This window comes from Desulfofundulus salinus, from assembly GCF_003627965.1.
GTDB classification, from domain to species: domain Bacteria; phylum Bacillota; class Desulfotomaculia; order Desulfotomaculales; family Desulfovirgulaceae; genus Desulfofundulus; species Desulfofundulus salinus.
The window spans coordinates 2,409,965-2,429,449 of record NZ_RBWE01000001.1; the positions used below are offsets into that span (position 1 = coordinate 2,409,965).

16 protein-coding genes, 1 tRNA gene and 1 pseudogene are annotated in these 19,485 nt (G+C 57.4%); 4 read left to right on the top strand and 14 right to left on the bottom strand.

Features of this window, described 5'->3' with window-relative positions; genetic code table 11:
• Positions 1–171 precede the first annotated feature (171 nt).
• From ade to D7024_RS12250, 3 genes and pseudogenes are all read left to right on the top strand, one after another.
• A pseudogene (ade, locus tag D7024_RS12240) lies at positions 172–2,054 on the top strand (adenine deaminase).
• A gap of 71 nt (positions 2,055–2,125) precedes the next feature.
• Positions 2,126–2,638, top strand: a complete 513-nt coding sequence (locus D7024_RS12245) for a DUF1640 domain-containing protein (RefSeq protein ID WP_121452057.1) — start codon at positions 2,126–2,128, stop codon at positions 2,636–2,638.
• Between the two features lie 246 nt (positions 2,639–2,884).
• Positions 2,885–3,319: an MgtC/SapB family protein gene (locus D7024_RS12250; RefSeq protein WP_121452058.1), complete on the top strand. Its 435-nt coding sequence runs from the start codon at positions 2,885–2,887 to the stop codon at positions 3,317–3,319.
• A gap of 154 nt (positions 3,320–3,473) precedes the next feature.
• Here D7024_RS12250 and D7024_RS12255 read toward each other — a convergent pair whose 3' ends face one another.
• The 9 genes from D7024_RS12255 to D7024_RS12295 form a co-directional block, all read right to left on the bottom strand.
• Positions 3,474–3,929, bottom strand: coding sequence for a type II toxin-antitoxin system VapC family toxin (locus D7024_RS12255; RefSeq protein WP_072871584.1), 456 nt, complete (start codon positions 3,927–3,929; stop codon positions 3,474–3,476).
• Positions 3,922–4,224, bottom strand: coding sequence for a type II toxin-antitoxin system Phd/YefM family antitoxin (locus D7024_RS12260; RefSeq protein ID WP_072871586.1), 303 nt, complete (start codon positions 4,222–4,224; stop codon positions 3,922–3,924). The genes D7024_RS12255 and D7024_RS12260 overlap by 8 nt, the downstream gene beginning before the upstream one ends.
• 720 nt (positions 4,225–4,944) lie before the next feature.
• Positions 4,945–5,898 carry a LipS2 family lipoyl synthase gene (gene lipS2, locus D7024_RS12265; RefSeq protein ID WP_243113777.1) on the bottom strand — a complete coding sequence of 318 codons (954 nt, stop codon included), beginning with the start codon at positions 5,896–5,898 and terminating at the stop codon, positions 4,945–4,947.
• 44 nt (positions 5,899–5,942) lie between these two features.
• Positions 5,943–6,839: a LipS1 family lipoyl synthase gene (gene lipS1 / locus D7024_RS14855; protein WP_207666963.1), complete on the bottom strand. Its 897-nt coding sequence runs from the start codon at positions 6,837–6,839 to the stop codon at positions 5,943–5,945.
• Positions 6,840–6,855: 16 nt separating this feature from the next.
• Positions 6,856–7,236, bottom strand: coding sequence for a glycine cleavage system protein GcvH (gene gcvH, locus D7024_RS12275; RefSeq protein ID WP_121452060.1), 381 nt, complete (start codon positions 7,234–7,236; stop codon positions 6,856–6,858).
• A 1-nt stretch (position 7,237) separates the two neighbouring features.
• Positions 7,238–7,696, bottom strand: coding sequence for an OsmC family protein (locus D7024_RS12280; protein WP_121452061.1), 459 nt, complete (start codon positions 7,694–7,696; stop codon positions 7,238–7,240).
• Between the two features lie 54 nt (positions 7,697–7,750).
• A complete protein-coding gene (locus tag D7024_RS12285; RefSeq protein ID WP_121452062.1) occupies positions 7,751–9,385 on the bottom strand; it encodes a sodium:solute symporter family protein in 1,635 nt (544 codons plus the stop codon).
• 281 nt (positions 9,386–9,666) lie between these two features.
• Positions 9,667–11,046: a dihydrolipoyl dehydrogenase gene (gene lpdA, locus D7024_RS12290; RefSeq protein WP_121452571.1), complete on the bottom strand. Its 1,380-nt coding sequence runs from the start codon at positions 11,044–11,046 to the stop codon at positions 9,667–9,669.
• A gap of 189 nt (positions 11,047–11,235) precedes the next feature.
• Positions 11,236–13,338, bottom strand: a complete 2,103-nt coding sequence (locus D7024_RS12295; RefSeq protein ID WP_121452063.1) for a sigma-54-dependent Fis family transcriptional regulator — start codon at positions 13,336–13,338, stop codon at positions 11,236–11,238.
• A 47-nt stretch (positions 13,339–13,385) separates the two neighbouring features.
• On the opposite strand from D7024_RS12295, the gene D7024_RS14860 reads away from it, so the two are divergent.
• Positions 13,386–13,550: a hypothetical protein gene (locus D7024_RS14860; RefSeq protein WP_165859359.1), complete on the top strand. Its 165-nt coding sequence runs from the start codon at positions 13,386–13,388 to the stop codon at positions 13,548–13,550.
• Positions 13,551–13,700: 150 nt separating this feature from the next.
• On the opposite strand, the gene leuS is transcribed toward D7024_RS14860, so the two are convergent.
• The 5 genes from leuS to rbp form a co-directional block, all read right to left on the bottom strand.
• Positions 13,701–16,184, bottom strand: a complete 2,484-nt coding sequence (gene leuS / locus D7024_RS12300; protein WP_121452572.1) for a leucine--tRNA ligase — start codon at positions 16,182–16,184, stop codon at positions 13,701–13,703.
• 180 nt (positions 16,185–16,364) lie between these two features.
• Complete coding sequence (locus D7024_RS12305) at positions 16,365–18,029, bottom strand: AMP-binding protein (RefSeq protein WP_121452064.1); 1,665 nt, start codon at positions 18,027–18,029, stop codon at positions 16,365–16,367.
• A gap of 169 nt (positions 18,030–18,198) precedes the next feature.
• Positions 18,199–18,273 (bottom strand) — tRNA-Ala (locus D7024_RS12310).
• 259 nt (positions 18,274–18,532) lie between these two features.
• Positions 18,533–18,889: a ribosome silencing factor gene (rsfS, locus tag D7024_RS12315; RefSeq protein ID WP_121452065.1), complete on the bottom strand. Its 357-nt coding sequence runs from the start codon at positions 18,887–18,889 to the stop codon at positions 18,533–18,535.
• A 113-nt stretch (positions 18,890–19,002) separates the two neighbouring features.
• Positions 19,003–19,260: an RNA-binding regulator gene (gene rbp / locus D7024_RS12320; RefSeq protein ID WP_013821576.1), complete on the bottom strand. Its 258-nt coding sequence runs from the start codon at positions 19,258–19,260 to the stop codon at positions 19,003–19,005.
• Between the last annotated feature and the right edge of the window lie 225 nt (positions 19,261–19,485).

The following is a 19,485-nucleotide window of genomic DNA, read 5'->3' on the forward strand; positions in this document are numbered from 1 at the left end:
CCGGGAAGAAAAACGGGGGTAAGTTGCCGGACTTATCCCCCTTAAAACCCTTTAAAGGGAAAACTGCCCCAGCTAAAAATTAAGTGCAGTTTTCCCCCCTTACTTGCAGGTATTATTCCCTTTCACACGGTAAATATAGTGGGAAAACCATTCATCTTGCGGGGTGAAAAAATGGCATATCAACCCAACCGGCGTCCCCTGTGGGAAGTTACCGCCGATCTGGCCCTGGCGGCCCAGGGAAAAATACCAGCGGACGTGGTAATCAAAAACGGCCGGGTGGTCAACGTACATACCGCCGAAGTCCAGCCCGGCCTGGATGTGGCTATTAAACACGGCCGTGTGGTGCTGGTGGGCCGGGCCGACCATACCATCGACAAGGATACCCTGGTGATCGATGCCGGGGGCTGTTACCTTGTACCGGGCTTTTTGGACGGGCATATTCACGTGGAAAGCAGCATGGTTACCGTCACCCAGTTTGCCCGGGCGGTAATCCCCTGCGGCACCACTACCATTTTCATGGATCCCCATGAAATCGCCAATGTCCTGGGTATGGAGGGCATCCGCCTGATGATGGAAGAAGGGGAAAGGCTGCCTTTAAAGGTTTTTACCACCATGCCCTCCTGCGTCCCCGCCGCCCCTGGCTTTGAGGATGCCGGGGCAAACATCGGGCCGGCGGAAGTTCGTGAAGCCATGACCTGGCCGGGGATCATCGGCCTGGGGGAAATGATGAACTTCCCCGGCGTACTGGCGGGGGATCCCCTGGTGCACGGTGAAATACAGGCCACCCTGAAAGCAAACAAGGTGGTCACGGGTCATTACTCCATTCCGGAGACGGAAGTGGGCCTGCCGGGCTACATTGCCGCGGGCATTTCCTCCTGCCACGAATCCACTCGGGCAGAAGACGCCCTGGCCCGCATGCGCCTGGGCATGTACGCCAAGATGCGGGAGGGTTCGGCCTGGCAGGATGTTAAGGCTACGATAAAGAGCATCACCGAAACCCGGGTAGACTCCCGCTACGCCATCCTGGTTTCCGACGACACCCACCCGGAAACCCTGCTTACCCTGGGCCACCTGAACCACGTGGTGCGCCGGGCCATCCAGGAAGGGGTCGACCCCGTGCGGGCCATCCAGATGGCCACCATCAATCCCGCCCAGTGCTTCGGGGTAACCCGGGATCTGGGCAGCATCGCCCCCGGGCGCTATGCCGATATTTTGTTTATCCCCGATCTTGCGGACATGAAGGTAGAACGGGTCATGGTAGACGGCATGATGGTGGCCGAAAAAGGACGGATGTTATTTGACCTGGCGCCCTTCGATTACCCTGAAAAGGCCCGTCACTCGGTGCACCTGCGCAGGCCCCTTGCCGCCGGCGATTTCACCATTGCCGCCCACCACGGAAAAAAAGCCCTGGTGCGGGTAATGGAAGTAATCGAAGCCAGGGTAGGCACCCTGCACCGGCAGGTGGAAGTACCCGTGGAAAACGGGGAAATCAGGTCTTCCGTGGAACTGGATGTGGCCAAGGTGGCCTGCATTGAACGGCACGGCGGGCCGGGAAACATGGGCCTGGGCCTGGTCAGGGGCTTTCATCTTAAAGGAGGCGCGGTGGCCTCCACCGTGGCCCACGACAGCCATAACCTGCTGGTGGTGGGCATGGACGACGCCGATATGGCCCTGGCCGCCAACACCCTGGCCGAATGCGGGGGCGGCATGGTGGCCGTGCTGAACGGCCGGGTGCTGGCCCTCCTGCCCCTGCCCATAGCCGGGTTGATGTCCGACCGGCCGGTGGAAGGGCCGTGCTGAACGGCCGGGTGCTGGCCCTCCTGCCCCTGCCCATAGCCGGGTTGATGTCCGACCGGCCGGTGGAAGAGGTACGGGAAATGGTGGCCGCCCTGGAAGGGGCCTGGAGGGAGCTGGGCTGCCCCCTGGTCTCCCCCTTCATGACCATGGCCTTGCTCTCCCTGCCGGTCATACCGGAGCTGCGGGTGACCAACCGCGGCCTGGTGGACACGGTGAACTTCCGTTTTGTGGACCTGGTGATTGAGGAAACGGTGTGATACTGCCCTACTTTTTCCTTGCCTGAAACGCCCTTACCTGCTATGCTGGAAGTGAAAGGCAGGTGGCAGCCGTGGAAGAGGTCAAAAGGGAAATAGCAGCCACTTCCGATGAACAGGAATACCGCCAGGCCGGACAAATGTTCTTTCTGGGAAGCTGGGTTCAGGGTGAGATACGGGATCTGCGGGCCGAAATGCGGGAATTGCGCAAGGAATTATCCTCAACAGAAGATGGGTTAAGGCAGGAAATCAAAGCCGTTGAAGAAAGCCTGAGGAAGGAAATCAAAGCCGTTGAAGAAGGCCTGAGAAAAGAAATTAAAGCCGTCGAAGAAGACCTCAGAAAAGAAATCAAAGCTGTTGAAGAAGGCCTGAGAAAAGAAATCAAAGCCGTCGAAGAAGGCCTCAGAAAAGAAATTAAAGCCGTTGAAGAAGGTCTCAGAAAAGAAATGATAACTTTTGAATCAAATTTAAGGCAGGAGATAAACTCGCTAAGGCAAGAAATAAAAGGGTTTTTCTGGGCTACCGTCGGCATTGCGCTGGCCGCTCTGGCTGTTAGCATCAGTGTAGCCATCAAAATCTGGCAGTGATCGGCCTTGTTCTAATGAAGCCTCCGGGGAAAATTCCGGAGGCTTCATTGTTTTTTCAACCCGGCCCCGGATTAAAGAAGGCATCCACGCATAACCGGCGGGCAGGGCCGATCATAATACAGTTAAACACTTATCTAAAGGGTGAATCCCGGTGCTCAGTCTGCAAGAAATGATTGCCAGGCTGCTGCTGGCCTTTTTAGTGGGATTTTTCATCGGCCTGGAGAGGGAAATATCAGTCTGCAAGAAATGATTGCCAGGCTGCTGCTGGCCTTTTTAGTGGGATTTTTCATCGGCCTGGAGAGGGAAATAAGCCACAAGCCCGCTGGAGTGCGCACCCATGCCCTGGTCTGCCTGGGGTCCGCCCTGTTTACTTTAATCAGCAGCTACGGGTTCATGTCCCTGTTGGGAAGGAACCCGTACCAGCCAGGGGACCCGACACGCATTGCCGCCCAAATTGTCACCGGTGTGGGATTTATCGGCGGCGGCATTATCTTCAAGGACCGGGATCACATCCGCGGCCTGACCACTGCCGCCAGCATCTGGCTCACCGCCGGCCTGGGCACGGGCATCGGCGCCGGCCTTTATGCGCCCACCCTGGCGGCGGCAGTTTTAGGTTACATCACCCTGAAACTAAATCGCCTCCTCCGGATGTGGGGCCTGGATGATTCGGGGGAGGAGTGAAAATATCAAGCCCTGTCATAACAACAGGTCAGGAGAACTCTCTTTGCGACCCTGGGGGTTGATGATGAAGGTGGCCCGGTAGGCTGCACCGGTCTCCTCATCGAGCACGCCATGGAATATAGTAAATGGCTTGCACGCTGAAATTATGCTCCCCTTACTCCAATTCTTTCAACAATCTTACATACTTCCTTCGTCCGTTTAAAAGGTTAACCAGCTTTTCATCCGCAGTCCAGAATTCACATCCTTCCCCGGTTCTCTCCTCCACCACCTCGGTAACCGCCAGGAAAGCCGCATCGTAAAGCGTAGGCATATCAAAGTGGCGGCTGATTTTCCAGGCCAGGTCCATTATCGAGTCATCATTAAGGTACTCTATCCCGGGAAATTGCCGGAACTCCAACCATAGGTCATCTGCTTCCTGAACGGCTAATTCCTCTCTTCTACGCTTCTTTCTCAGAACAGTACCTACTTCAGCCCACGCGAATGCGGGAAGCACAATGAGCTGCCGGTGGTCTATAATCCTTTGCAGAAGCGCCGTTGCTTTGTCACTATCTTCCTCCTCCATGAGCACCTTGATCAAAACCGAAGTGTCCAGGCAGATATAATTACTCATGACGACTCAACCCTTCCCGGATTTCACGGATCAGTTTTGTAGAATCACTCTTTATACCTGTCCTCTTCGCCACCTTGGCCCTTAACTGAAGCATCCTCTCCAGGCTTTTTTTCCTGGTTTGTGTCAACACGTCCATTTCATCGAACTTTCGCGATCTCTCGAACGTTTCAGCGTCGACCAGGTAAGCAACCGGCTTTGACCTCTGAAGGATTACCGCCGGTTCTTTTGAGCGAATTACTTCCGCCAGAACCTCGCGAATGTTCCTCCGCAGATCTGTCACATTTACTATATGCATTGCAGTCACTCCCAAGTGTACTTTTAACCATAATATAACCGGTTAAGAGAGTGATTGCAACACTTTTTGGAAAATAGTAAAAAACAAGGGGCCACATTGCAGGGGACAGCCGGTAAACTTTTAGCCCCTTGTTATTGGGTCAAGGATTGAAACCTCTTATAATTTTTTCGTTGAATGGTATTGATTTATGACCTTTCAGTCCCCTTGTTATCGGGACCAAAATTCTTAAAAAGACCTTGATCTAAGCCGATGTGGTGGGCTGGAACGAAATGGGGCAAGTTTTAGTACCGAGAGTGAAATCAGTCCCCTTGTCGTCGGGTCGGTGGTTGTAACTGGAATAGCTCGGAGGCCAAGAGGCAATCCGTTTGAACACTTTCAGTCCCCTTGTCGACGTCTTCTGTATAAAACTAGAAATTCCTGCTAATCAAGCCTAAAATTTTAGCCTTATCGACTCAACAACAAGGCACGAGTATAATTGTTGCATACCTGAACCGTTTAACTCAAATTCAAAAAGTTGCCGGTTAACCGGGGGAAGCACTGTATTCGAGACGGCAGGAGGGAAAGAGCGGTTCCAACTTCTTCAAGTGAATAAAAAGTGGATTGAAACAAGAAGGACTGATCTGAGAGGCATTCAAGTAACCTTATGTTAAGAGTAAAAACGCCGGGAACTTTGCGCCCCGGCTCTAAACAGGTGGTCTGTATTTTTAAACGTTCATACTTTCAGTCCTCCACCACAAGCCCCACCGCTTCAGCGGCTTCCCGGGGTTTGAGGGGACGGGGGTAGTTGTAGGGGGTCTTCCCGGGCCGCTCGTTGTAGTAGGGCCGGTTGCAGTCCGGACAGCCGGTGGTGCGGAAGGCTTCACCGTCCGCCAGGTAGAGGACCAGTTCCTCCCGGGAGATGCCCCAGTCCACGAGCCTGCCGTCCTTAAATTTCATCCCGCCCGGCCGCACCAGGCCCCGCTTCAAAAGGTAATGGGCCGCCTGGACCCGCCGGTAGGTCCTCAGGTCGGGAGGCCGGTGGTGCTCCAGCCTGGTGCCGGGCAGCGGGGTAAAGGCAAAGAGGGCCACCCCTATCCCGCAGGCCGCCAGTTCTCCGATTAACCGTATGGCCTCTTCCTCGCTCTCGCCCAGGCCGATGATTAAGTGGGTCCCCACCCGGCCCGGAAACCGTGCCGCCGCTTCCTGCAGCAAACGAAGGTGCCGCTCCCAGTTGCCTCCCTTTACGTCCCGGTAGAGCTGCGGGGTAACCGCGTCCAGGGGCAGGCCCACCACATCCACCCCCGCTTCCAGCAACTCCCGTACCTGCTCCACCGTACGCAGGCCGATGGAAACGCACAGGGGGATGTCCACCTCCCGGCGCACTTCTGCAATGGCCTGCCGGACCCGGTGGAAGTAATCCTCCGAATGCACCACCTGAAAGCAGGCCCGGCGTATCCGTCCGGCGCGGCAGGCATCACCCAGGCGGGGCAGGACCTCCCCGGCGGGAAAGGGGGGCCAGATCACCCGGGAAAGGCGGTGGGCCCGCCCCCGGCTGGAGCGGGCCTGGGCACAGAAGGCGCAGTCCCGGGCGCAATGTTCCCCGGTCATCAGATAGGCGGTGGTGGGTGCCGCGTCCAGCCGCACGGGGAGAAGGCCCAGCACCGCCGCCGTTCCTTCGGAAACATACCAGTACAAACTTCATCACCCCAAAGCAAGGAGGGGCCGACCGGCCCCGTAGATCACAAAACGCAGCATTCCCGGCGCCAGGCCACCTCCAGGCCCAGTTCCCGGGCCAGTTCCCGGGCCGGCGGGGCGGGCAGCACCAGCCGGTTCACCCCCGCCTTCACCGCCAGGGCATCCAGCCGGGCCCGGTAGCTCCCCGCCGGGCGCATGCATCCCACGTATATGGGCATCCAGGGGAGCATGATCCGGGCGGTAGCCAGAAGGCGCGCCACCTCCTCCAGGGCGGGGGGTTGACATCCCCCGTAGGCGGTGCCGGGCACCGGGAAAAACACAATCACCACCAGGGCCTCCGCCCCCAGCTCACCCAGTGCTTCCAGCACCCGGTACTCCCCGGAGAGCCGGCCGCCCCTTAACCCCACCACCAGGTGGGGAAAAACCCGGTTATAACGCCTGAGGTGGCGGTAGACCCGCAGGTAGTCCCGGGGGCCGCAGGGGAGCCCCAGGACCTCTGCAATGGTATCCTCGTCCAGGATTAAATCGAAGGAAACCGCGCTGGCCACCTGGCCGATGAGCCGGGCCGTTTCCCCGTCCACCAGGCCCGGGTGCAGGTTCAGTTTAAAGCGGGCCGCCAGTTCCCGCAGCTGGTCCAGGTGGCGGGCCACGGGTACCACCCCTTCAGGGTCGCAGCCGCCCGAAATGAGCAAACTGCTCCAGGGCAGCTCTTCTCCCTTTTGCCAGCGCTCCATGAGCCGGGGGAGGGGCAGCATCCCCTGTAAAAAGTGGCCCCCGCAATGGGCGCAATTCAGGGCACAGGCGGTGCCGGTAACACTCACCGGCCGGGTGGCGGTAGGCCGCACGAACTCCACCCGGTGGGCAAAGTTCCGGCGGCGCACCTGCCAGGCCTCTTCCAGCAGCCGCTCCAGGGGAAGACCGCCGCCCCCGGTCACGAACATCACCCCGGCTTTCCTTCTAATTCTCCTGCACTATTGTTGCATATTCTGCCGCGTCCAGCAACTGTTCAATCTCCGCACTGCTGGACATCTGGACCAGGATCAACCATCCCTCGCCATAAGGATCCTGGTTGACCAGGTCCGGACGGTCCACCACGCGCTCGTTAACCTCCAGCACCGTACCGCTCACCGGGGCAATGACATCGGAAACCGATTTTACCGATTCCAGCCGGCCGAAAGGCTCCCCGGCAACAATCTCGCCGCCCTTTTGCGGCAGATCGGCGAACAAAATGTCCCCCAGCTGTTCCTGGGCGTAGTGCGTCACGCCAATGCGTGCTTTTTCACCTTCCACCCTTACCCAGGCGTGCTCCCGATGATACTTTAATTCCTGCGGATACATGTCAGGCCCCCTTTTGTTCTTCCCGGGCGGGATATTCAAACCTGGTGCCGTTTAACTCGAAGGCATAGGATATGGCAGCCGCTTTTGCCACCATATTGGATACGGAGCAGTACTTTTCGTCGGTAAGCTTCAGGGCGTGGTACACCTTTTCCGGCGGCAGGTCGGGTCCGGTTAACTTGTAAACCATGTGGATGTTCTTGAAAACCTTGGGGTGATCTTCCGCCCGTTCCCCTTCCACTTCTATGATCAGGCTGTCAAACTGCACCCGCATCTTTTTCAAAATGTGGGCCAGTTCAATCCCGGAACAGCCGCCCAGGGCCATCAGCAATAATTCCATGGGCCTCACACCCTGGTTCATGCCGCCGTATATCTGGCTGGCATCCATGGCCACCTGCCGCCCGGCTTCGTCCACACCTACGAACTTCATGTTTCCTTCCCATTTCACGGTTACTTCCGGCATATCCCATGTCTCCTTCCTAAAAATTGTTGATACAATCACTTCAAACCCAGGGAATTATGCCGTGGCGGGGTCCGTCTCCATACTGGCCGCCATTTCCTCCCTGGGCACCACCACGGACAGGATCAGGACGTAGAGACCTACCACCACCAGGAAGAAGGACAGACCAAACAATCCCATCTTATACAGCCAGCCGAATTTGGTCAGGATCAGAAGCAGGACCGCTACGGTAGCGGTGCCGGAAAACAGGGCCAGGGACCGGCGCACAGCTGTCAGATTGGGACCGCCTATGCGCCATTTTCCGGCTTGCTCCACCAGGGTTACCAGAACCATACCCAGGATGTTGGCCGACATGCCCACGAATACCGGGTGGATATTCAGGTAGAATTTGCTGGGGTGCCAGCCACCCAGGTAATACCAGGCCAGGCCGGACAGGAAACCGCAGAGCATGGCGGTAACCGCCGCCCGCCGGGTAGCCAGGGGCCAGAATAGGGCCGCCACTACCGGAGCAAAGGTGGCCCCGTTGCGCAGGGTCCAGGCCAGTACGTTCCACCAGGCGGCCTGGTCGCTGCGCAGGAAGCTGAGCAGGATCATCACGCCGGTTAAAAGCACCAGGGAAATCTTTGTGTAGCGAACCTTTTGCTCGTCGGTAAGCCCGGGGTTTACCGCACCCATGAAGTCCCTGCCCAGGCTGGTGGAACCGGAAAACTGGCAGGGCGCTCCCCAACCCAGGGCGCAGGCCCAAACGCCCAGGAAGAACACTCCCACCAGGGGAGCGGGAAGCACCTGCGCCAGGTACAGGGGCACCTGGATCATTCCCCTGGCGCCGCCGGGAGCCACTGCCGCAGCAGCCAGGCCGAAAAGAACGCCAAAGAAAATGAAGAAGATGTTGGCAGCAAAAGCCATGAGTAACCCCTTGCGCCCTTCTTCCACCGTGCGGCAGGACAGGGCCATCTGTAAGGCGGCCTGGGCCAGCAGCACGTTGATGAGGAAGGTAGCGAACCAGGCAATAATCACCTGCAGACCCACTCCGGTGAGGTCAAACATCTCGGGTCTGCTCATCGACAGCTGGACCAAACCGCCGATCCCCGGCTTGATGAAGAAGGCGATGGCCCCCACGATAAACATTAGGGCAAACATAATGGTGTTGGCGGTTTGGGTCATGACCACCGACCACATACCCCCGGCCTGAAGGTAAATCAACAGCAACAGGGCGCTGATGATCACGGACACCGTAATGGGCAGGTTGGTGAAGGCGGAAACCGCTGAGGCAAAGGAAAGAGCGGTAGCCACCGACCACATGGGGAAGGTAAAGGCGGTAATCAGACCCGCCACCCCCAGGGCAACCCGCCCGAAGTGGTCGCCAATCAGGCCGGAAATGGTAACCATCAACTTCCGGCGGAATATCCCCAGAAGCACAATTGCGATAATGAGCACATGCACCATTTCCGCCACACCATACCACGCGGCGGATATTCCTTTAAGGTAAGCCAGCTCCATAACGGCAATGAAGGTAGAACCCGAAAAGAGGCCGGTAATGCACGCAAATACCATCCAGGGCCTGAAAGACCGGCCGCCCACCCAGAACCCCTCGGCGGAGGAAGCCTTGCGGCGGACAATATTGCCCAGGACTATGAGCACCGCCGTGTAAAGCACGGCCAGCCCCAGGATCCAGTAGCCATAAGAGTTCATACTTTACCCCCGTTCCTTTCATGATTTGTTGCGGATATCCTTGCGCCGGCGCTATTACTTTTACTTATGGCAGCAAAAAGCGTGCCATGCCACCATCATATAAAGCCAGCCGTGTCATCCAGGCGACAAAGGTCAGATGCAATCTCCCGGCCCCATCAATACTGGTCCATTTATGCACCACCACCGGCCTGTCCGTTAAGGACAGGCTGGTTTGCTTTTGTACCATACTGGTGCAAATCCGCACCCCACCGCATATAGCCGTGTTTTCCTGCAAACACGAATCAGGCGTGAATGGTCAAGCCGTGGATACCTTCCGCCGCCTCCAGAACCGCCTCCGCCAGGGTGGGATGGGCGTGGATCACCTGCGCCAGCCGGGCGGCCGTCATATCCATCTCCAGAGCCAGGGCTGCTTCGGCCACCAGGTCGGAGGCGTGGGGTCCCACTATGTGTACTCCAAGAATGCGGTCGGTCCGGGCATCGGCCACCATCTTGACAAAGCCCTCGGTTTCCCCCATGGCCTGTGCCTTCCCGCAGGCCATCATGGGGAACTTGGCCGTTTTTACCTCGTAGCCCTGGGCCCGGGCCTCTTCGGCGGTTAGACCCACCACCCCTACCTCGGGGCGGGTAAAGATGCAGGACGGCACCACCCGGTAGTTCATGGCCCTGTAATGGCCCATGATGTTGTGCACGGCCACCAGCCCCTGGGCCGAAGCCACATGGGCCAGCTGGATCTTACCGGTAATGTCCCCGGCGGCGTAGATGCCCGGAACCGAGGTTTCCATGCGCTCATTTACCAGCACCTCACCCCGTTCACCCAGGGTTACGCCCACTTCCGCCAACCCCAATCCGCCGGTATTTAAAACACGGCCGACGGAGATAAGGACCAGGTCGGCGGCAATTTCCTCACCACTTTCCAGCTCGGCCACCACGCCACCGGCATCCTTCCGAACGGCCTTGATGGTGGCCCCGGTCTTGATGGTAATCCCCTGCCGTTTGAAAATCCCCTGAACGTACCGGGATACTTCCTTGTCCACGGTGGGCAGGATGGTGGGCATCATCTCCACCACGGTAACTGTGCTGCCCAGCGCAGCAAATATGGAAGCAAATTCGCATCCCACCACACCTCCGCCGATAATGAGCAACCTGCCCGGAACCGACGCCAGGTTCAAAGCCTCGTCCGAGGTAATCACCTGCCGGCCGTCATACCCCAGGCTCTTGATGAGCGCCGGGCTGGAGCCGGTGGCCAGGACAATATTCTCTGCCTCCAGCTCCTGTTCAGACCCGCCGGGAAGGATTACTTTAACTGTGCGCGGCGATGTCAGCATGGCCGTCCCGCGTACCAGCTCCACCTTGTTCTTTTGCAGCAGAAACTGGATGCCGGAAGCAAGCCGCTTGACAACCTGACGCTTGCGCTCTATCAGGGCGGCCATGTCCACCTCCACCGCCCCGGTGGAGATGCCAAACTCGCCGGCCTTCTTTATGCCGGCCAGGATCTCGGCAGCCGCAGCCAGCACCTTGGTGGGAATGCAGCCCCGGTTCAGGCAAGTCCCCCCCAGTTCCTCCTTTTCCACCAGCGCCACCCGGGCACCCAGCTGGGCCGCCCGGATGGCCGCCACATAACCTCCGGGACCTCCACCGATCACGACAATCTTGTAACGCATATCCTTCACCTCGTTTTGCTTATAGTTTTGCAAACTTTCAAGTCCCTTTACGGCACTTTTTTGTACGCAAACTCCGTGCGAAGGGCCAAAGAAAAAGGCCCTGTTGATTACGGCGGCTAAAAACAGCCCAGGGACCTGTACTCCAAGTAACTTGTGCTCATCCGGAAAATGCCGGGATGACAGCATGGTTCAATTTTGCACCGCATCGGTGCAGTTCTGCACCGCCAGGCCATACTGACGGGCCTTGCGCAGAAGGGTGGAATGGGAAATTCCCAGAACCTGCCCGGCCCGGCGCAGGCTGTGGTATTTTTCCAGGGCCATCCTGATTAATTCTTTTTCCGTGGCCTCCCTGGCTTCTTGCAGGGGCACAATTTCCGAAATCTGGGGCCGCCACCCCTCCCTGCCCAGGGCTTCCATGAATTCGCCGGGCAGGTGGTGAGGCTCAATAACCTCCTCCTCGCACATGATCACCAGGCGCTCAACGAGGTTGATCAGCTCCCTGACGTTGCCCGGCCAGGAATAGCCCTCCAGCAGGCGGCAGGTCTCCATGCCCAGGCGCTTTTTGGTGCCGTGCCTGGCATTAAAGCGGTTGAGAAAATGGGTGACCAGGGGCAGAATATCTTCCCGGCGTTCTTTCAGGGGCGGGATGCTGATGGGCACCACATTCAGCCGGTAGTACAGGTCCTCCCGAAACTTTTTCTCGGCAATGAGGCGTTTTAAATCCTTATTGGTGGCGGCGATTATGCGAATGTCCAGCTTGATGGGCCTGCGTCCCCCCACCCGGTAGATGATCTGTTCTTGAAGCACCCGCAGCAACTTCACCTGCAGGTTTAAGGGCATGTCCCCAATTTCGTCCAGGAACACCGTGCCCCCGTTGGCAATCTCCAAAAGGCCCAGTTTTCCCTCCCGCTGGGCTCCGGTGAAGGCCCCCTTTTCGTAGCCGAATAGCTCGGACTCCAGAAGGGATTCCGGAATGGCTCCGCAGTTGATTTCGATGAAGGGTTTGTCCGCCCTGGAACTGTGGCGGTGAATGAGCTTGGCAAGCCTCTCCTTGCCCACCCCCGAAGGGCCGGTGATGAGCACCGTAGAGTCCACGGTGGCCACCCGCAAGGCCTGTTCCACCGCCCGGCGCATCAGGGGACTTTCGGCGATAATTTCCCCATCGGCCAGCCGCCTGGCCCGCAATTCCTTCAGCTCCGCCGAAGCCCGGGCAGCCTCTTCCTTAAACCGGTTGAGCTCGGTTATATCCCGCAGGTTAACCACAATCCGGCCCACCTGTCCCCCTTCCCCGACCACCGCACTGCCGGAGAAAATGAGCTCCTCTCCATCCTCCGTATGCACCGCCATGTTAACCAGGGACTTGCCGGACATAATCTCATTGTAGATTTGTAGAAGGTGTTTATGCTGCCCCGAAGCCAGCTCGGTCACGTTTTTCCCCTGGATCTCTTCCGGTGAATCCATGCCGGTGATCCGGCCGTAGCTGGCGTTAACCCTCTCTATATTCCCCTGCCGGTCGATTACCACAATGCCGTCGTAACAGGACTGGATAACCCCGACCAGCTCCTTGTTCAAATTGCGTACCGAATCCAGCTGGCTGGATATATCCTCCAGCTCCGAGATATCCTGCAACACCAGCACAAAACCCTGCACCTGCTCTTCGTCCTTTTGAATGGGGCTCTGGCGGATGATCAGTACCCTGTCCCCCACCTTAAAACGCCCCAGGAAGGCGTCTACCCCGGGGTTCACCTGGCCAAGCCCCAATTGCTTCAAAAGAGGTCCTGCAGGCCGTCCCAGCACCTTGACGGCCGGGATGCCGGTCAGTTTTTCCGCAGCGGCGTTGAAGTGGCAAACATCGCCCCGGGCGTCCACGGCAATGATGCCGTTGTGGACCGACTGGAGAATCACCGCCAGTTTATACTCGGTGGCCTCCAGGGCGTTGTGCACTTTGTTGATCAGGTCTATGCGGGTCAGCACCCCGGCCAGCCGGCCCTGCCGGTTGAGAATGACCAGGCGGTCTATGGGCAGGTTGCTTACCTCGTTAAAATGCATGTCCTCGTCTATGGTCATAATGTCCCGCTCCATTACCTGCCCCACAGAAGTATCAAAAGAAGCCCCCCGCTGCAGGGCCTGGAGAACCTGAAAAACGGTAAGGATGCCAACAACCCTGCCGTCACTATCAAGAACCGGGGCGCAGTTCACCCCCTGCCGCCGGTAGACCTCACAGGCGTCCGCCAGGGTCTGCCATGGATAAAGAGTCTGGGGATTTTCCAGCATCACCTGTTTAACCAGCAAAGCAAATCCCCCCTGCCACTCCTTTGTGTGAAAGTGAGGTGGAACATATGAAGTTTTCCCAGCTCAAGAGGGAACATGTAGCTAAGATGGCTGACTCCCGGGCCGTCTTCAAGTACGGTGAAGACTGCCTCCAGAACGGTATGGTATCAAATCTGAAGTTTACCGGCAACCGGCTGCCGGCCAGGGAACCGGCACCAATATTTACCCTGTAGATTTCAAGCTATACATAGATCAGATTCGCAAAACAAACGCCAATCGCCCGGCGCTTATGGAGGAATTCGTGAGGCTGTAACAGGACAGGGAGGGCGCCGGGCGACAGTCCATAAGAAGGGCCGCCGGCGAAATGCCTGCGGCCCTTCTTGTCACTTCACCACGATGTTCACCAGTTTCCCCGGCACGGGGATGACCTTCACTATTTGCTTGCCCTCCACCAGTTTCTGCACCCGGGGCTGGGCCAGCACTACTTCCTGCATTTGAGCCGGGGTGATGCCGGCCGGCACCAGCACCCGCTCCCGCACCCGGCCGTTGATCTGAACCACAATGGTAATCTCGTCTTCCACAATGGCCCCGGGGTCGTAGGCAGGCCAGGGCTGCCTGTGGATGCTCTCCCGGTGGCCGATGGACTCCCACAGCTCCTCGGTTATATGGGGAGCAAAGGGAGCCAGCAGAATCAGCAGGTGCTCGATCCCCTCCCGCAGAACCGCCGGGTCCCGGTCGGTTTCCGGCACCTCTTTGTACTGGTACAGGGCGTTCACCAGCTCCATGATGGCGCTGACGGCGGTGTTGAAGTTAAACCGGCTGCCGATATCCTCGGTCACCTTTTTAATGGTCAGGTGGGTCAGGCGGTGCATTTGCCGGTTGACCCCCACCAGCTTACCTGCCGGTTTTGGCGGTGCTTCCAGCAGCCCGCCGGCTACGGAGGCAACCAGGCGCCAGACCCGGTTGAGGAACCGGTAGCAGCCCTCAACCCCCTGGTCGCTCCATTCCAGATCCCGCTCGGGGGGTGCGGCAAAGAGGATGAAAAGCCGGGCGGTATCGGCCCCGTATTTGGCCACAATCTCCTCCGGGCTGACCACGTTCCCCCTGGACTTGGACATCTTGGCGCCGTCTTTCAAAACCATGCCCTGGGTTAACAGGTTGGTGAAGGGCTCCTGGATGCCCACCAGCCCCAGGTCGTAGAGCACCTTGGTGAAGAAGCGGGAATACAGCAGGTGCAAAATGGCGTGTTCCACGCCGCCAATGTACTGGTCCACGGGCAGCCAGTAGTCCACCCTGGCCCGGTCCCAGGGCTGCTTGTCTTCCCGGGGACTGGTGTAACGGTAGTAGTACCAGGAGGAACACATGAAGGTGTCCATGGTATCGGTTTCCCGCCGGGCCGGCCCGCCGCACCGGGGGCAGGTGGTATTCACGAACTCCGGGCAGTCGGCCAGGGGCGATTGTCCGGTGGGTTTAAATTCCACGTCCCGGGGCAAGAGCACCGGCAGGTCCTCTTCCGGCACGGGGACGATGCCGCACTTATCGCAATATATAATCGGAATAGGGGCGCCCCAGTAACGCTGCCGGGAAATCAGCCAGTCCCGCAGGCGGTAGTTCACCTGGCCCCGGCCCAGGCCCTTTTCCTCCAGGTAGGCGATTACCGCCCGGATCCCTTCGTCTTTGGGCAGGCCGTTGAACTGGCCGGAGTTTACCATCACCCCGTCGCCGGCATAAGCTTCCGTCATGGTCTGTGGGTCCAGTTCCTCCCCGGGCGGCTGGATGACCACCCGGATGGGCAGGTTGTACTTGCGGGCAAATTCAAAGTCCCGCTGGTCGTGGGCCGGCACGCCCATCACTGCACCGGTACCATACTCCAAAAGGACGTAATTGGCCACCAGTATGGGCACCCGCTCCCCGTTCAAGGGGTTGATGCAGTAAGCTCCGGTAAACAGCCCTTCCTTTTCCACGTCGGTGGCGGTGCGGGCAATTTCGTTTAAATTGCGCACCCGCCGCACGAAGTCCCGCACCGCTTCGGCCTGGGGCTTGCCTTCAACGAGCTTCTCCACCAGGGGATGTTCCGGAGCCAGCACCATGTAGGTCACCCCGAACACCGTGTCGGGGCGGGTGGTAAAGACCACAATCTCCTCATCCATATCGGCCACTTTAAAGCGGATTTCCGCCCCCTCGCTGCGGCCGATCCAGTTTTCCTGCATGATTTTAACCTTCTCCGGCCAGCCCTTCAGCAGCTCCAGATCCTTGAGAAGGCGCTCGGCGTAGGCGGTAATTTTAAAGAACCACTGTTCCAGTTCCCGCTTTTCCACGGGAGTCTTGCAGCGCTCGCAGGCACCCTCCTTGACCTGCTCGTTAGCCAGCACCGTGGCACAGGAGGGGCACCAGTTGACCGCTGCTTTTTTCTTGTAGGCCAACCCTTTATGATAAAGCTGCAGGAACAACCACTGGGTCCACTTGTAGTAGCCGGGATGGCAGGTGGCCACTTCCCGGTCCCAGTCGTAGCTGATGCCCAGCTGCTTGAGCTGGGCACGCATGGTCCTGATGTTATCCATGGTCCAGTCGGCGGGATGGATGTTGCCGTGTTTGATGGCCGCGTTTTCCGCCGGCAGGCCGAAGGCGTCCCACCCCATGGGGTGCAGGACGTGGTAACCCTGCATGGTTTTAAAGCGGGCCACCACATCGCCAATGGAGTAGTTCCTTACGTGGCCCATGTGCAGCTTGCCCGAAGGGTAGGGAAACATCTCCAGGCAATAGTATTTTGGACGGTCGGAGAAATCCGGGGTCTTATATAAATTTTCTGCGGCCCAGCGGGCCTGCCACTTCGCTTCAATTTCCTTGAAGTCGTAGCGTTCGTTCACCAAAGCATCCCCCTTGCCGTATACCGTAAACTGCTGTCCCTTGTTTCGACGGCATTTCATCATAAGTGTCATTTTATCATAAATGTTACGCTTAAGACAAGAACCGGCACCCCGGGGAAAAGAGAAAACGGGGTGGTGGACAAACAAATGTCTTCACCACCCCGGGGGCAACAGGCAACTTCAGGCTGTTTCTACCCGGGCTGCCTGGAACAAATTCAACTCACGGATGGCCTGCTCCCGCAGCTTGAACTTTTGCACCTTGCCGTTGGCCGTGGTGGGGTAGCTGGACACAAATTGGATATACTGTGGTATTTTATACCGGGCAATTTTGCCGTTACAAAACTCCCTGATTTCCTCGGCCGTGGCTGTACAGCCTTCCTTCAATTGTATGAAGGCCATTACCTCTTCACCGTACTTGCTGCTGGGCACCCCCACCACCTGCACATCCTTGATCTTGGGGTGGGTATGCAGGAATTCCTCAATCTCCCGGGGGTAGATGTTTTCACCGCCCCGGATGATCATATCCTTGATCCGTCCCGTAATACGGACGTAGCCCTGTTCATCCATAATCCCCAGGTCGCCGGTATGCAGCCAGCCTTCCCGGTCAATGGTGCTGGCCGTAGCCTCCGGCATTTTATAGTAACCCTTCATAACGTTGTATCCCCGGGCGCAAATCTCGCCCTGGTACCCCCGGGGTACTTCTTCCCCGGTGGCCGGGTCCACTACCTTTACCTCCACGCCCGGTAAGGCCCTGCCCACGGTGGATACCCTGATCTCCAGGGGGTCGTCGGTCCTGGTCATGGTAATTCCCGGGGAAGCTTCGGTCTGACCGTATGTAATTACTATTTCCTTCATCCCCATGCGGCTTACCACCGCTTTCATCACTTCCATGGGGCAGGGAGCCCCGGCCATGATGCCGGTGCGCAGGGAAGATGTGTCGAAGGGTTGCTTTTCCAGCACCTCCAGCTCGGTGATGAACATGGTGGGTACGCCGTGCAGGGCGGTGCACCTTTCCTTTTCCACTGTTTCCAAAACCCGCACCGGATTGAAGGACTCCAGGGGCACCATAGTGGCTCCCGAGACCACACAGGTCAAAGTCCCCAGCACACAGCCAAAGCAGTGGAAGAAGGGCACCGGGATGCACAAGCGGTCCCGGGGACTGAAATTCAGGCACTCGGCTATACTTTTTGCATTCATGACTAAATTTTTATGGGTCAGCATGACCCCCTTGGGGAAACCGGTGGTCCCGGAGGTATATTGCATGTTAATCACGTCATCGGGGGCAAGGGAGGCCTGGCGGGCTACCAGCTCCTGTTCGGAAATGGCCTCAGCCATCCCCAGCACCTGCTCCCAGGTGTACATGCCCGGGTGCTCCTCGTCGCCGATAAAAACCACATTGCGCAGCATGGGGAATTTTTTCGCATTCAGCCGCCCGGGCAGGCAATGGTTCAATTCCGGGCAGAGTTCGTGGAGCATTTCTACGTAATTGGATTCCTTTGTTCCGTTGATGAGTAAGAGGGTGGTGGCATCGGACTGCCGCAACAGGTACTCCAGTTCGCGCACTTTATAATTGGTGTTTACCGTGACCAGCACGGCACCGATTTTGGCCGAGGCAAACTGGAGGACGACCCACTGGGGTATGTTGGTGGCCCACAGGGCAATGTGCTCGCCCCGTTTTATGCCCAGGGCCATCAATCCCCTGGCCGCCCGGTTACACAGTTCCCGAAACTGCTGGTATGTATAGCGCAAACCACGGTCGGTATAAACCAGGGCCTCGTTATCTGGATACAGGGCAGCCGTCCTGTCGAGCAGGTCACCAATAGTGATCTGATCAAACCGATCCATTTAAAGGCCTCCTCTTTCTCTTTATAAATTTTTAAAATATTAACATAATAAAGGGAGGAAAATAGGCCACAATCCCCCCCGGGCAACTTCCTGGGAGGACATAAAACGAAAACCTCCCGCCCCTCTAGGGACGGGAGGTTTATCCCGCGGTACCACCCTAATTGGTAAATGGTGGAGCTGGCGGGAATCGAACCCGCGGCCTCTTCCATGCCAAGGAAGCGCGCTCCCTCTGCGCCACAGCCCCATACTTACCCTCTCGATGTGCTTTAACGGCCACACGCCGGCCCGGAGTACTTTCCTTTCCCCCGGGCAACTCCGGGGCGAGTTCAGCAACCCGGTTCACCGCCTCGCACCTTCCGGCGGCTCTCTGCAGACACCGCTGCTGCCTACTGCTCCCCATCACAGTCATTTGTCCTTATTAACGGACACCTACAATTGTACGACATACCTGCCCGTTTGTCAACAGTTTGGTCACAAAAATTTTGGGGCATGTTATTAGGACTCTATAGATTTACGGGCATACCCACTACCCGGGCATCTCCCCACAGACGTTCCAGGTTATAAAATTGCCGTTCAGACTCATGGAAGACATGGACCACCACGTCGCCGTAGTCCAGCAGTACCCAGCGCCCCTCCCGCATCCCTTCCTGCCGGGGAACAAGTCCGGTCTTTTCATCCACTACCCTGATAATTTCCTCGGCAACGGCCCGGACATGGGTGGTTGAGCGACCGCTTAAAATCACAAAATAATCGGCTATGATCGATATCCGGCTGATATCCAGCACGGTGGTGTCAAAGGCCTTTTTATCTTCCGCCGCCTCAACGACAACCTTAACCAGCGCCTGCGGATCAATGGTCAAAAGGCATGCCTCCTTAACAGTTTTTGGGTATATTATATTCGCCCTCAAGGGGAAAGTTCCTGCCTGGTAAAAAGAAAACCTCCCGGTCCGGAGGATCTGGAGGTTTTTTCTTTTTAAGCACGCTCTTCCCTGGGCCTGGCTTCATTAACCGTGATTACCCGACCGTTGAATTCGGTCCCGTTCAAGGCGGCAATGATGGCATCGGCATCTTTATCGGCCACCTCAACAAAGCCAAATCCCCTTGACCGCCCGGTCTGGCGGTCGGTAATCACCCGGGCGCTGATGATTTCACCATACCGGGAGAAAGCTTCTTCTAAATCCTCAGCCCTGGTAGCCCAGGGCAAATTCCCCACATAAAGGGTGCGCACCACCTGTTTCACCTCTTTCCTGCAGCATGTCTAAGCTGTGTGCGCTTATTATTTGCTAAAGATCTTTCCCTCATACTGTGCATAAACCCGAAAGCTATGCCATTTTCTTACTCAATTACCCTTTATTGTTCAGGAATACGCTTGCAAAAAAGAATGGCATTTCTAAATATAAAAATTATAATTTTTAGAAGCTGTCACCGCTTATAAAAGCTATAAGCATAAATTATA

Excerpts from the sequence above, each read along its gene's own strand:
- lipS1 (WP_207666963.1), bottom strand. The coding sequence starts at position 6,839 with ATGTTCGTGACCGGGGGCGGCGGTCTTCCCCTGGAGCGGCTGCTGGAA.
- D7024_RS12250 (WP_121452058.1), top strand. The coding sequence starts at position 2,885 with ATGATTGCCAGGCTGCTGCTGGCCTTTTTAGTGGGATTTTTCATCGGC.
- D7024_RS12255 (WP_072871584.1), bottom strand. The coding sequence starts at position 3,929 with ATGAGTAATTATATCTGCCTGGACACTTCGGTTTTGATCAAGGTGCTC.
- D7024_RS14860 (WP_165859359.1), top strand. The coding sequence starts at position 13,386 with ATGAAGTTTTCCCAGCTCAAGAGGGAACATGTAGCTAAGATGGCTGAC.
- D7024_RS12285 (WP_121452062.1), bottom strand. The coding sequence starts at position 9,385 with ATGAACTCTTATGGCTACTGGATCCTGGGGCTGGCCGTGCTTTACACG.
- D7024_RS12260 (WP_072871586.1), bottom strand. The coding sequence starts at position 4,224 with ATGCATATAGTAAATGTGACAGATCTGCGGAGGAACATTCGCGAGGTT.
- D7024_RS12305 (WP_121452064.1), bottom strand. The coding sequence starts at position 18,029 with ATGGATCGGTTTGATCAGATCACTATTGGTGACCTGCTCGACAGGACG.
- gcvH (WP_121452060.1), bottom strand. The coding sequence starts at position 7,236 with ATGTATCCGCAGGAATTAAAGTATCATCGGGAGCACGCCTGGGTAAGG.
- D7024_RS12280 (WP_121452061.1), bottom strand. The coding sequence starts at position 7,696 with ATGCCGGAAGTAACCGTGAAATGGGAAGGAAACATGAAGTTCGTAGGT.
- lpdA (WP_121452571.1), bottom strand. The coding sequence starts at position 11,046 with ATGCGTTACAAGATTGTCGTGATCGGTGGAGGTCCCGGAGGTTATGTG.